At 68.0% G+C, this 12,399-nt stretch carries 12 protein-coding genes; 8 read left to right on the top strand and 4 right to left on the bottom strand.

Annotation, left to right across the window (positions count from 1 at the left end; genetic code table 11):
• Positions 1-26 precede the first annotated feature (26 nt).
• Entirely contained in the window at positions 27-896 is an 870-nt protein-coding gene (locus tag ACIQF0_RS35415) for an SGNH/GDSL hydrolase family protein (protein ID WP_401037001.1), read from the top strand.
• A gap of 87 nt (positions 897-983) precedes the next feature.
• Entirely contained in the window at positions 984-1,367 is a 384-nt protein-coding gene (locus tag ACIQF0_RS35410; RefSeq protein WP_360047291.1) for an SSI family serine proteinase inhibitor, read from the top strand.
• A gap of 59 nt (positions 1,368-1,426) precedes the next feature.
• On the opposite strand, the gene ACIQF0_RS35405 is transcribed toward ACIQF0_RS35410, so the two are convergent.
• A complete protein-coding gene (locus tag ACIQF0_RS35405) occupies positions 1,427-3,694 on the bottom strand; it encodes a glycosyl hydrolase family 95 catalytic domain-containing protein (protein ID WP_401036999.1) in 2,268 nt (755 codons plus the stop codon).
• Positions 3,695-3,799: 105 nt separating this feature from the next.
• Between ACIQF0_RS35405 and ACIQF0_RS35400 the strand changes: the two genes are divergently transcribed.
• Positions 3,800-5,674, top strand: coding sequence for an ABC1 kinase family protein (locus ACIQF0_RS35400; protein WP_401036996.1), 1,875 nt, complete (start codon positions 3,800-3,802; stop codon positions 5,672-5,674).
• Between the two features lie 12 nt (positions 5,675-5,686).
• Here ACIQF0_RS35400 and ACIQF0_RS35395 read toward each other — a convergent pair whose 3' ends face one another.
• Entirely contained in the window at positions 5,687-6,091 is a 405-nt protein-coding gene (locus ACIQF0_RS35395; RefSeq protein ID WP_093592189.1) for a hypothetical protein, read from the bottom strand.
• Positions 6,092-6,161: 70 nt separating this feature from the next.
• Here ACIQF0_RS35395 and ACIQF0_RS35390 point away from each other — a divergent pair, with 70 nt between their 5' ends.
• From ACIQF0_RS35390 to ACIQF0_RS35370, 5 genes are all read left to right on the top strand, one after another.
• Positions 6,162-6,812 (top strand): VTT domain-containing protein, encoded by a 651-nt coding sequence (locus tag ACIQF0_RS35390; protein WP_319975282.1) that lies wholly within the window; start codon positions 6,162-6,164, stop codon positions 6,810-6,812.
• 490 nt (positions 6,813-7,302) lie between these two features.
• Positions 7,303-8,892 carry a TROVE domain-containing protein gene (locus tag ACIQF0_RS35385; protein WP_401036992.1) on the top strand — a complete coding sequence of 530 codons (1,590 nt, stop codon included), beginning with the start codon at positions 7,303-7,305 and terminating at the stop codon, positions 8,890-8,892.
• A gap of 76 nt (positions 8,893-8,968) precedes the next feature.
• Complete coding sequence (locus tag ACIQF0_RS35380) at positions 8,969-9,322, top strand: helix-turn-helix domain-containing protein (protein ID WP_319975280.1); 354 nt, start codon at positions 8,969-8,971, stop codon at positions 9,320-9,322.
• A gap of 4 nt (positions 9,323-9,326) precedes the next feature.
• Positions 9,327-9,920 carry a hypothetical protein gene (locus ACIQF0_RS35375; protein WP_401036990.1) on the top strand — a complete coding sequence of 198 codons (594 nt, stop codon included), beginning with the start codon at positions 9,327-9,329 and terminating at the stop codon, positions 9,918-9,920.
• A 59-nt stretch (positions 9,921-9,979) separates the two neighbouring features.
• Positions 9,980-10,588, top strand: coding sequence for a hypothetical protein (locus ACIQF0_RS35370; protein WP_401036988.1), 609 nt, complete (start codon positions 9,980-9,982; stop codon positions 10,586-10,588).
• Here ACIQF0_RS35370 and ACIQF0_RS35365 read toward each other — a convergent pair.
• Together ACIQF0_RS35365 and gcvH are read right to left on the bottom strand one after the other, a co-directional pair.
• Positions 10,575-11,939 (bottom strand): L-serine ammonia-lyase, encoded by a 1,365-nt coding sequence (locus ACIQF0_RS35365; RefSeq protein ID WP_401036986.1) that lies wholly within the window; start codon positions 11,937-11,939, stop codon positions 10,575-10,577. The genes ACIQF0_RS35370 and ACIQF0_RS35365 overlap by 14 nt on opposite strands.
• A 28-nt stretch (positions 11,940-11,967) precedes the next feature.
• On the bottom strand, positions 11,968-12,351 hold the full coding sequence (gcvH, locus tag ACIQF0_RS35360) for a glycine cleavage system protein GcvH (protein WP_401036983.1): 384 nt from the start codon (positions 12,349-12,351) through the stop codon (positions 11,968-11,970).
• Positions 12,352-12,399 lie beyond the last annotated feature (48 nt).

Here is a 12,399-nt window from a genome sequence, read left to right as displayed (position 1 = left end):
TCCTACTCTTCAGTAACGAGGTAGCAATGACGCGCCGAGTGACTGTTGTTTCCCTGCTCACGGCCCTGATAGCGGCATTGCTGGCCCCGCACGCCAGCGCCGCCCCGAAGTACCGGAACTACGTCTCGCTCGGAGATTCGTTCGTCTCCGGACCGTTCATCCCGCTGCAGCGGCTCGACCCGCTGAGCTGCTTCAAGTCCACTCAGAACTACCCGTCCGTCCTCGCGAAGAAGCTCGGCGTCGCGAACTTCACCGACATCTCCTGCGGTGGCGCGCAGACCAAGGACATGGCGGGCGTCCAAAGCGGCATCCCCGGCCAGTCCGTGCCGCAGTTCTCCGCCCTCAAGGCCGACACGGACCTCGTCACGGTGTCCATCGGCGGCAACGACATCGGCTTCTCCGACATCATCCTGACCTGCGCCGGCAAGAGCCTGGCCGACCCGCACGGCTCGCCCTGCAAGGCGACCTACGGCGACTCGCTCGGCCAGCGCGTCGACGCCACCTCCGCCAAGGTGGCCGCCGTGCTCGCGGGCATCAAGCAGCGCAGCCCGAAGGCGAAGATCGTGGTCGTCGGCTACCTGCGGATCCTGCCGCCGTCGGGTGGCTGCTGGCCGGTCGTGCCGATCTCCCGCGGCGACGTGCCGTACCTCGACAACGTCCAGCAGCAGCTCAACGGAATGCTGGGCGCACAGGCGAAAGCCGCCGGTGCCACTTTCGTGAACCCCTACGACATCAGCACCGGTCGCGATACGTGTGCGGCGCCGTGGGACAAGTGGGTCGAGGGCATCATCCCGACGAGCCTCGCGTTCCCCGTTCACCCGAACGCCAAGGGCATGGCTGCGGTGGGTAAGCAGGTGGCCGCCGCTCTCGCCGGGACGGAACTCACCGGCGTCTAGTTGCACGCTCTTTCGGCGGTTTACACGATCTGGTGTTACCGCTCGGTTGAATGGAATTTCGGTTCCTGGCCGCGCCAGAGTGGTGGCATGGCCAGGAACCGAATTTTGTTTGCCTGTCTCGCGCTCGCCGCTCCGGCCATCCCCGCGACGGCGACCGCGGCGCCTCTGCTGCCGGAATCGACCCTGATCCTCTCCGTGCAGCAGGAGATGGGCTCGTTCGACAACACCCTGCTGAACTGCGACCCCGCCAGCGGGCCGCACAAGAACGCCAAGACCGCGTGCGACGACCTCGCCCCCGTCAGCGGCGACTTCACGAAGCTGCCGCAGGCCGAGGCCCTGTGCACGATGGAGCTGAACCCGACGAAGGCGAAGCTGCACGGCACGTGGCGCGGCAAGAAGGTCGACTTCGAGGAGACCTTCTCGAACCCGTGCGTCATGCGCGTGAACACCGCCAAGGTGTTCGACTTCTAAAAGACCGCGTTCGCCGGTGTCCCGCCGCACCGCCGTCGCGACGGGGCACCGGCTGCGCCCTAACCAGGTAAACCCCATGAAGGCACCGGTGATCCGCCCACCGGTCCAACCTTCAGGTCAGGCTCGTCCCCGGCACGGTGGATGACCGCTTCCTCACCGCGCCGCAGATCGACGCGCAGATCTCCGTTGTCCAGCACCGAAAACCGCTTCGGCCGACCACGAGAATCACGCACGACCGGATCCTTGACGTCCGTGCGCACAACGCAAGGCGCGCCGGCCTCACTGCGCAGCTTGATCCACCGCGTCACCCCGTTCTGCCGTGACGCCGAGAGCAGGAACGCGCCCTGCGTCCGGAAGTTGTCGAGCGAGATGTCCGGCCACGGCACCGCGGGAAACACGCGGATCACGCCTCCCCAGCTCTGGCAGAGCATGTCGTACATCGACTGCACGGCGCTCAACGGCGTTTCGATGACCGGACCGGACTCCTGGTACATCGTGTTCGGCTTGATGTACCGCCGCATCAGCTCACCGAGGTAGAAGTCGGCCTTGTCCCCGCGCGACATCTGCGCGCTGATCGACGCCGCTCCCGTGAACGTGTAGCCCTGCAACGCGCCTTCGAAGCTGATCCAGTGGTTCAACGACGTCTCGATGAGCTGCCGTGCCCCAGGACCCTCCCAGGTCACCTCGTACAGCGGATAGATCTGCAGCAGGTGCGAGTAGTGCCGGTGCGACTTCGCGAACGGCACCCCCGCGCCGATCATGTATCCGTTGGCGTCCACCGGGTACGGCGTGAGGTTCGTCAGCGTGTCCTGCCACCGCGGGATCAGCGGATCGTTGACGCGCAACGACTTCGCGGACTCGAGCAACGTCCGGCAGCCCCACCGGATCAACGCGAGGTCGTAGGTGCAGTCCGGTGCGTTCACCCCGTACTCGGGCGAGAACGTGATCGGCAGGTGCCACTTCCCGTCCGAGCCCTTGGCCAGGAAGTGGAAGTAGTAGTTGATCGCCCTGCGCAGCAACGGGAACAGCACGCCCCGCAGCACGCGGTCGTCCATCGTGTGCCGGTAGGTGAGCCAGACGTTGTGCAGCGTCCAGGTCAGGTTGCCGACCTCGGGCGTCGGCACGTCCTTGCCGGGAATGCCCACGCCGTAACCGGAGTTGCCGATGCCCGCGCCGTTGTTCAGCACGGTGTCGGTCGTGCGCGGGATGCCGGCGGAGTCGTGCCGGTACTCGGCAGGCACCTGTTCCACGAGCGCGTCGCGGTATCTGTCGACGGAGTAGGTGACGGCGTCGAACTCGACGTGGTTGGAACCGTGGATCAGCCAGTACTCCAGCTGCACGTTGAGGTTCCACCAGGTGTTGGGCCACGGCGTGTTCTCGAGCCACGGCCCGCAGGTCGCGATCGCGGGCGCCTCCTTCCGCGCCGCCGACGCGAACTTGTAGAGCTGGATCCAGTAGAACGCCTCCAGCCGCTTGTCCGGAATGGACAGGAAGCTCTTGCGGTAGAAGTCGTGCCACCACAACCGGTGCTCGACCGCGAGCCCGTCGATCGAGCCGCACCGGACGTTCGCGATCGCCGTGCGCACCGCCGTTTTCGCCGGATGCGACCAGGCGACGCTCGTGAAGAGCGTTCGCCGCGTGCCGCGAGTGACCTCGCGCCACGCCGTCACGTGCTCGCCGCCCGCGTTCAACGGCTGCACGGCCAGCTGCACGTCACCTGCTCTGGTGAGCTGCACGGGCGGGTTGTCGGTGAACCCGGCCGGTGCCGGGCGGCCCCACTTCGGGTCGGTGCGCGGGCTGATCGCCTTGAGCGGGTGGAAGACCCACCGGAACGCGCGCTCGCCCTCGCTGGCCTGGACGTCGATCGCGTAGAGGTCGCGCCGGGTGTGGATGAACGCGCGCACCCGAAGACTTCCGGCGGCCGTGGTGATCGTGCCGGTCAGTTCGGCGTTCCACAGGTCCAGCCGCAGGTCGACGCCGGTGATCGCGCCGGCGGGTTCGAGCGTGAAGTAACCGATGGGCAGCCGGGCGAGGCCGAACAGCGCCCCGAACTCCGGCCGGTGGTCCTGCACCTGGGAGTGCTGGACGTTGAACCTGATGGCGTTGGCGCCGGGCTCGGCGTAGATGCCGGAGCCGAGGTAGCCGTTGCCGAGGAACGGGCCCTCGAACCAGGTCGCGGGCATCTTCTTCCAGATGAGATCGGATGACCCGATGAAGTCCTTCCAGCTGAACGCATCACCCGCCGATGCGCCCGTCGAGAGCAGCGCGCTACCCGCCACCCCTGCTAGAGCGCCTCCGAGCACCGTGCGCCGGTTGAGTTCGACCACTGCAGAGCACCTCACTTCGCTGTGCGGTCAGATCAACGCGGGCGGCGATTCATCGGATCTTTCGTGACTCCTACGGTCTCAGTCAAGAGGCCCTAGGCTTCGATCATGGGGGACTTCCTCGTCTACACGATCGGCTTCCCGATCACGTTCCTGCTGCTGGTCCTGGGCATGTCCCTGGCCGCGCGGCGCATCCTCGGCCTGCGCATCGGCCTGATCCGCACGGCGCTGGCGTGCCTGCTCTCGATCTCGATCGCGTCGAGCGCCTTCGGTGAGACCAGCGCGGAGCCGTCCGCGGGGCTGGTGACGCTCCAACTGGGACTGTCGATCCTCGCGGTGATCGGCGTGCTGGCGTTCGCGGAGATCATCGTGCCGACCGGCTCGATCCCGCCGCCCACCGAGTGGTGGGGCATGGCGCGGCGCCGGATCGCGCGGACCCGGCGGTACTCGCGGATCACCAAGATCGCGTTCCGGCACGGCCTGGGGCCCTACCTGCGCGGCCGCGAGCGGACATCCACGGGACTCGCGCGGTCGCTGCGGCTCGCGTTGCAGGACGCCGGCGTGACGTTCGTGAAGCTCGGGCAGGTGCTGTCGACGCGCGCGGACCTGTTGCCGCAGGACTTCGTCGACGAGCTGAGCCTGCTGCAGGACAAGGTGCCGGCGGCGAAGTGGGAGCAGGTCAGGGCCGTGCTCGACGCCGAGGTCGGGCTCGACGCGTTCCAGGAGGTCGATCCGGAACCCCTGGCAGCGGCCTCGATCGCGCAGGTGCACCGAGCCGTGCTGAAGTCCGGCGCCGAGGTGGTCGTGAAGGTGCAACGGCCGGACGTCCGGGCAACGGCAGAAGGCGATCTGGACATCGTCGCCCGCCTCGCCGAGACGCTGCAGCGCACGCGGTGGGGTGCCGCGCTGGGCGTCCGCGACCTGGCGGCGGGGTTCGCGGCGGCGTTGCGCGAGGAGCTCGACTTCAAGATCGAGGCACGCAACATCACGGCCGTGGCGGCGGCGTCGGACTCGTCCGTAGGACTGCCTCACGTCCACCTGTCGACGTCCAGGGTGCTCGTCATGGACCGGCTCGACGGCGTGCCGTTGCGCGGCGCCTCGGAGGACGTGGGGCTCGCGCGGACGCTGCTGCGGTTCGTGCTGCGTCAGGTGATGCTGGACGGCGTCTTCCACGCCGACCCGCACCCCGGCAACGTGCTGCTGCTGGCCGACGGACGCCTCGGCCTGCTCGACTTCGGCTCGGTCGGACGGATCGACTCCGCGCTGCGCTCGGCGTTGCAACGGCTGCTGCTCGCCATCGACCGCAGCGACCCGGCGAGCCTCACGGACGCGTTGCTGGAGCTGACCTCACGGCCGGAGGACATCGACGAGCAACGGCTGGAGCGCGCGCTCGGCCAGTTCATGGCCCGGCACCTGGGCGCGGGCATGCGACCGGAAGTGGAGATGTTCGGCGACCTGTTCCTGATCGTGTCGCGGTTCGGGTTGAGCATCCCGCCGGAGATCGCGGCGGTGTTCCGGGCCCTGGCGACGCTGGAGGGCACGCTGGCGGTGCTCGCGCCGGGCTTCAACATCGTCGTGGAGTCGCGGTCGTTCGCCGCCGAGCAGATCTCCGAACGGCTCACGCCGGAGTCGGTGAAGCGGACCATGACCGAGGAACTGCAGGCCGTGCTGCCGATGCTGCGCCGGTTGCCGCGGCGGATCGACCGGATCACCGGGGCGATGGAGCAGGGCCGGCTGAGCATGTCGATGAGGCTGTTCGCGGACGAACGCGACCGATCGTTCATCACCAGCCTGTTGCACCAGGTCATGCTGACCGTGCTGGGCGCGACCGCCGGTGTGATGGCGGTGTTGCTGCTCGGCTCGGCCGGCGGGCCCGAGGTCTCCGCGGGCATCGGGCTGTACCAGGTGTTCGGCTACAACCTGCTGATCATCAGCGTGCTGCTGGGTTTGCGCGTGGTCGTCACGGTGTTCAGACCCCGTTGATCCTCTGGGTTCCTAGAACTGCCTGCGGTAGACCGAAACGTCGTCGCGCCACACGCCGAACTGGTCGGGTGCGGACTGGACGATCGTCATCTCGTTGAGGTGGCCGAGGATCCGCCACGAGCGCGCAACCGCTTGCGCGCCCGCGTAGGCGATCGTGCAGAACCTTCTGGGCTCCACGACCGTGCGCACTCGGTCGACCTTGCCGACGCTCATCGGCGTGTCGTGCCACAGGTCCAATGTGTACCCGGTGCGGATGGGGTCACCGGACCCCAGCACGCCCTCGATGCTCACGATCAGCCGGTCGCCCTCCAGCCTCAGGTCGTGGTGGCCGCTCCGGGGAGGATTGCCGCCGGTGTACGCGGAGCGTGCCGGGTCGAGCACCCAGTGCCCCAGAAAAGGCACGAGATCGTCACTCATGTGTGTCCCTTCGCGGAACCTGCGCCACTGGCGGATTGTCCGGCGGATCGACGTGGGCGACCATCACCCGATGAGTTATGAGACGGGCGTTCGGTGGAAGTGGATACCGGCCGTCGTGCTCGGCTTCGTCCTGCTGAGCTGGATCGTGTTCGAGGCACTGGACCTCATCGACTTCGAAGGGGTCGTGTCGTGGGTGCGCGGCATCGACCCGGTGTGGGCGGCGGCGGCGATCTTCGCCCTGCTCGTCGTGGACGTGCTGCTGCCCGTGCCGTCCACTCCGCTCATCGTGCTGGCGGGAACGGCACTCGGCCTGCCCTTCGGACTGGCACTCGCGATCATCGGATCCCTGGGTTCCTCTGCCGCAGGGTACGCCCTGGGGCGGTTCGCGGGCCCGTGGCTGGTGCGCCGGGTGGTCACCATCGAGGAGCTGACCGAGATGCGGCGATGGGGCCGTCAGTTCGGTCCCTGGTTCTTCGGAGTGGCACGCGGCATTCCGATGATGGCGGAGACCGTGTCGGTGTCCGCGGGGGTGTCCAGGGTGTCGTTCCGCCAGTTCATGTCGTTCACCCTCATCGGCACCATCCCCATTTGCGCCGCCTACGTGTTCGCGGGGTCGAAGGCTGACACGGTCGAGCAGATCGTGATGATCAGCGCCGTCGGGTTCCTGCTGACGGTCGGCCTCTTCTACCTGCTGCGCCGGCTCGTGAAGGCGGCGCCTTAGGAAAACCCTTTGCGCGGCGTGGTTGTATGAGTGTGCGCCCGGTGCGCAGCGGAGGGTTACTTCTGGTGATTCTCAGGTTCGACCCCTGAAGCCGGTCTCGGCCGGTCTTCGCCCACCTCGGTGGGCACGTCACCCTCCGCGACTTGATCTCGGGCGTCCAACAACTCCACATCTGCCGGAATTAAATCACTGGCACGGTGTGGTTTTATAGAAATCGCACCCGGTGCGAAAGTCCACGGTTACTTCACTTGACATGAAACCCGACCGTGGGCGCGTTTGATCTCGGGAGCGCACAACTTCACACGTGTCCGGTGCGAAGCAGAGGGTTACTTCCACTTTTAATGGGCGGGTTGCGGGTTCGAGTCCCGCCAGACGGGAAACCGGCTGTAGCTCAACTGGCAGAGCAGCAACGTACCTTCCGCGACTTTGATCTCGGACACGTGTGGGGTTTGTGGGCTCCCCTTTGTTTTTTCCGAGGGGGAAAGAGCCGATGGCGAAGTTCAACATCTTCCGCGCACGTCCGGCGGGCACCAGCCCGGTCGCCACGGCGCCGGAACCGACCGGCCACACCTACGAGGGTGGCGACGGCTACGCCCGCGACACGAAGTCCGAGCTGTTCCTGCTCGCCGTGTCGAACATGGGCGGCGAGGACACCTTCTACGAGTCCGGTGGCCGGCGCGACAACCGCTTCGCCCAGCTCGTCCACGAGGCGGCGCTGTCGGATCCCGAGTGGACCGCGCGCCTGCTCACGTGGCTGCGCAGCGAGGCGAACATGCGCACGGCGTCGCTCGTGGGCGCGGCCGAGTTCGTGCTGGCACGGCTCGTGTCCGAGTCCAGCGCGGGCGTCACCAACCGCGCCGTCGTGGACTCCGTGCTGCAGCGCGCCGACGAGCCGGGCGAACTCCTGGCCTACTGGACCGGCACGAACGGCCGGCGCGTGCCGAAGCCGATCAAGCGCGGCATCGCCGATGCCGTCGGGCGCCTCTACAACGAGCGCGCGGTCCTCAAGTGGGACAGCGACGCCCGTGGGTTCCGGATGGCCGACGTGCTGAACCTCGCCCACCCCTCGGCCAGCGCTCCGTGGCAGGGCGCGCTCTTCCAGTACGTGCTGGACCGCCGCCGTTCCGCGGAGGCGGACGTTCCCGCCGAGCTGCGCGTGATCGCGGCACGGCGTGAGCTGATGGCGTGGCCGGTCGAGCAGCGCCGTTCGCTGTTCCAGCGCCCTGACGCGGTCGACGTGCTGCGCCAGGCGGGGATGACGTGGGAGTCCGTGGCCGGGTGGCTGCAGGGACCGCTGACCCGTGAGGTGTGGGAGGCGCTGGCGCCGTCGATGGGCTACATGGCTCTGCTTCGGAACCTGCGCAACTTCGACGAGGCCGGCATGTCCGACGAGGCAGCGGCAGCCGTCGCGGCACGTCTGGCCGACCCCGGCCAGGTCGCGCGTTCGCGGCAGTTCCCGTTCCGCTTCCTGTCCGCGTACGAGGCGGCGCCGAGCCTGCGCTGGGGCCACGCCCTGGACCAGGCGCTGCAGGCGTCGCTGTCGAACCTGCCCGCCCTGGCGGGCCGGTCGCTGATCCTGATCGACACCTCGGCGTCGATGACGGGCGGCACGATCTCGGCTCGGTCGAAGGTCACCCCGGCCAAGGCCGCGGCGGTCTTCGGCGTCGCGCTGGGCGCGAAGGGCGAGCAGGTCGACGTCGTCGGGTTCGCGGACGGCACGTTCCGGCACGACATCGCGCGGGGCGCTTCGGTGATCCGCGAGGTCGACCGGTTCCTCAAGCGGATCGGCGAGGTCGGGCACGGCACCGACATCGTCGGGTCGTTGAAGCGCACCTACCGGGGCCACGACCGCGTGTTCGTCATCTCGGACATGCAGACGATGTCCGGGTACTACGGGCAGGGCGTCTCGGACGTCGTGCCGCGGCACGTGCCGATCTACGGGTTCAACCTCGGCGGGTACCGGAACGCCGCGTACGCCACCGGCAAGGCCAACCGCCACGAGTTCGGCGGCCTGACGGACGCGACTTTTCGGATGGTGCCGTTGCTCGAAGCAGGTCAGAACGCCACCTGGCCGTTCTGAGGCGTGAGAGCTCTCCTGACGCGGAGAGCTCTCACACTTACTTTCAGTTAGCGTTTTGACCAGTTATGATGCTGCCATGGACTACAACGTGTTCGCGAAAGCGTGCCCGTCGCGTCCCACGCTGGAGCACATCACCGGCAGGTGGGGCAGCCTGACGCTGACCGCGCTCGCCGACGGGCAACTGCGGTTCAACGAGCTGCGCCGCCGCGTCGACGGGGTCAGCGAGAAGATGCTGTCGCAGACGTTGCAGGCACTGGAGCGCGACGGCCTCGTGCACCGGGAAGCCCAGAACACGAACCCGCCGCGCGTCGACTACAGCCTCACGCCGCTGGGCCGCGACACGGCCGAGCGGCTGCTGTCGTTGATCCACCTGCTGGAGGGCCGCATGCCCGAGGTGCTGGCCGCGCAGGCCGCCTACGACGCCCGCTGAGCACGTGAAGGGCTGCGGACTCTGCTGGACCTCGGCCGAGCTGGAACTGCTCGACGGCGATCCCGCGCTGGTGCCCGACCCCGTCGTGTGGCAGTTCGCCTGGGAGGTCGAGGACCACTTCGAGCCGGACGAGTACTGGCTCGCCTGGCGACGGCTCGCGCCCAGGGTGCTCGATCTGCTGGAACGGGACCCGGACAGCCGGCTAACCCAGGGTCTGACGTGGGCCAATCTGCCCGCCTGGCCGGAGGACGAGCGCATCGCGCTGCGGGCGGCGCTCACCGGGATCATCGTCCGCTCGGCGGACAGCGCTGACCTGGACGAGCTGGTCCAAGCCGCCGCGCAGATGGACGAGGACCTGACCCCGTGGCTGCCCGTCGTCGACGGACTTCCTGACGCCGCCGTCGCGGAGCTCGCTCACAAGTGGTCGTACGACTTCCTGAGCGGCGGCACCCCGTGCGACGGGGGCTGGTTGCGCTGGGACGACCCGGCTGAGCCACTCCGGGACTGGCTGCTCACCCCCGCACTGCGCGACCGTCTGTCCGGAATGGACGTCGAGGTCGCGCAGTACGCGGTGATGCAGATCGACGCGCTCGGATGACGCCTATTTCGCTTGCCGCAGCTGCTTAGGCTGAGTGCGTGAAGTGTTGTGGACGCGTCTTGACCGAGGCAGATCTGATGCTGCTCGACGGGGATCCCGAACTGGTTTCGGACGACCTCCTGCAGAACTTCGCCTGGCATCAGTCAGGCTGCTTCGACGAGGACGAGTACAGGAATGCCTGGCGGCGACTCGCGTACCGGGTGGTCCAAGTGCTCGAGGACGACCCGAACATCGCGCTCGCCGAGGGAATGATGCTGGCGAGGCCCCTCACCTGGCCGGAGGACGAGCGAGCAGCGCTCCGTGCGCAGCTGACCGACGCCCTGCGGCGTGCGGCCGGGGACGAGGAGCGCTGGCCGGCGCTGGAGGCGTTGTTCCAGGCCGCCGCGCGTCTGGACGAGAGCCTGACCCCGTGGCTGCGTTTGGTCGACACGTTCCCCGACGAGGTGGTCACGTACCTCGCCGGGAGCTGGGCGTCCGCCGTCCAGTGCACCACCGAGGGTGACTACGGCTACACGCTCGACTGGGAGGACCCCACGCCCGGCGAGGAGATGCGGGAGTGGCTGTTCCGCCCCGCCCTGCGCGACCGACTGTCCGAAATGGACAGCGAGGCCGCGCAGGACGTGTACCTGCAGATCGACTGGTTCGCGGAGGAGTTCAGCACTCGATGACGTTCACGGCGAGTCCGCCGCGAGCTGTCTCCTTGTACTTCACCGACATGTCCTTGCCGGTGTCCCGCATGGTCTTGATGACCTTGTCGAGCGACACGAAATGAGAGCCGTCGCCGCGCAAAGCCATGCGCACAGCCGTGATGGCCTTGATCGACGCGACGGCGTTGCGTTCGATGCACGGGATCTGCACCAGACCGCCGATCGGGTCGCACGTGAGGCCGAGGTTGTGCTCCATGGCGATCTCGGCGGCGTTCTCGACCTGCTCGGGGGTGCCGCCGAGCACCTCGGCGAGGCCACCGGCGGCCATCGAGCAGGCCGAGCCGACCTCGCCCTGGCAGCCGACCTCGGCGCCGGAGATCGACGCGTTCTCCTTGAACAGCACGCCGATCGCACCGGCCGTCAGCAGGAACCGGACCACGCCGTCGTCGGAGGCTCCCGGCACGAACTTCGTGTAGTAGTGCAGGACCGCCGGGACGATGCCGGCCGCGCCGTTGGTCGGCGCGGTGACGACACGGCCGCCTGCCGCGTTCTCCTCGTTGACGGCCAGCGCGAAGAGCGTCACCCAGTCCATGACCCGCAGCGGGTCGGTGACGAAGTGCTCCTTCTCCAGCGTCTTGCGCATCTCGGCGGCGCGGCGGCGGACCTTCAGGCCGCCGGGCAGGACACCGTGCTCGTTGCAGCCGCGTTCGACGCACTCCTGCATGACGTGCCAGATGTGCAGAAGTCCTTGGCGGACCTCGGCTTCGGTGCGCCACGACAGCTCGTTGGCCATCATGATCTCGCTGATCGACAGGCCGGTCTCGCGGCAGCGCGCGAGCAGTTCGTCGCCGGTCAGGAACGGATGGGCCAACGGCGTCGAGTCCGGCTTGATGCGGTCGGTGCCCGACGCGTTCTCGTCGACGACGAACCCGCCGCCGATCGAGTAGTAGACGGCGTGCTCGACCGACTTGCCGCCCGCGAACGCCTCGAAGCTCATCCCGTTGGGGTGCAACGGGAGTGACTTGCGGCGGTGCATGACGAGGTCGCGGTCGTGCACGAAGTCGATCTCGTGCGCGCCGCCGAGCTTGAGCCGTTTGCCGGAGACGATCTCCTCGACGCGGTGGGCCGCGGCCGTGGGATCGACTTCTTCCGGATGGTTACCTTCCAGCCCCAGGAACACGGCCTTGGGGCTGCCGTGGCCGTGGCCGGTCGCACCGAGCGAGCCGAACAGCTCGACGTGCACGCGGTCCACTTCGGACACCCGTGCGCCGAGCTTCTCGACGAACATCGCGGCCGCGCGCATCGGGCCGACCGTGTGTGAACTGGACGGTCCGATGCCGACGGAGAACAGGTCGAAAACGCTGATCGCCACTGATCAGTCCCTCGTGGTGGTGGAGCGGTCAGTCAGACTTGGTGAGTTCGGCGTACTTGGCCGCCGTGAGGAGGTTCTCGGCCGACTCGACGCGGACCTTGAACAGCCAGCCGGCGCCGTACGGGTCGCTGTTCACGACCGCCGGGTCGTCCACGACGGCGCTGTTGACCTCGATCACCTCACCGGTGACGGGCGAGAACAGGTCGCTGACGGACTTGGTGGACTCCAACTCGCCACAGACCGCGTTGGTGACGACCTTGGCACCGACGTCGGGCAGCTGGACGAAGACGATGTCGCCGAGCGCGTCCGCGGCGTACTCGGTGATTCCGCAGGTCAGCGGGTCCTGGGTGCCCGGCGTCCAGTCGACCCACTCGTGCTCGGCGGTGTAGAGCAGGTTCTCGGGGAACTCCACGGCAGCGACTCCTCTGGCTGTGACGGGTCAGGAAACTTGCGCCCCCTC

The sequence above is a fragment of the Lentzea sp. NPDC092896 genome, assembly GCF_044754905.1.
GTDB lineage: Bacteria > Actinomycetota > Actinomycetes > Mycobacteriales > Pseudonocardiaceae > Lentzea.
This window is presented reverse-complemented; position numbering and strand designations above follow the sequence as displayed.

Coding starts and splice junctions, on each gene's coding strand:
- ACIQF0_RS35395 (WP_093592189.1), bottom strand. CDS start 6,091: ATGAGTGACGATCTCGTGCCTTTTCTGGGGCACTGGGTGCTCGACCCG.
- ACIQF0_RS35390 (WP_319975282.1), top strand. CDS start 6,162: ATGAGTTATGAGACGGGCGTTCGGTGGAAGTGGATACCGGCCGTCGTG.
- ACIQF0_RS35410 (WP_360047291.1), top strand. CDS start 984: ATGGCCAGGAACCGAATTTTGTTTGCCTGTCTCGCGCTCGCCGCTCCG.
- ACIQF0_RS35400 (WP_401036996.1), top strand. CDS start 3,800: ATGGGGGACTTCCTCGTCTACACGATCGGCTTCCCGATCACGTTCCTG.
- ACIQF0_RS35380 (WP_319975280.1), top strand. CDS start 8,969: ATGGACTACAACGTGTTCGCGAAAGCGTGCCCGTCGCGTCCCACGCTG.
- ACIQF0_RS35415 (WP_401037001.1), top strand. CDS start 27: ATGACGCGCCGAGTGACTGTTGTTTCCCTGCTCACGGCCCTGATAGCG.
- ACIQF0_RS35385 (WP_401036992.1), top strand. CDS start 7,303: ATGGCGAAGTTCAACATCTTCCGCGCACGTCCGGCGGGCACCAGCCCG.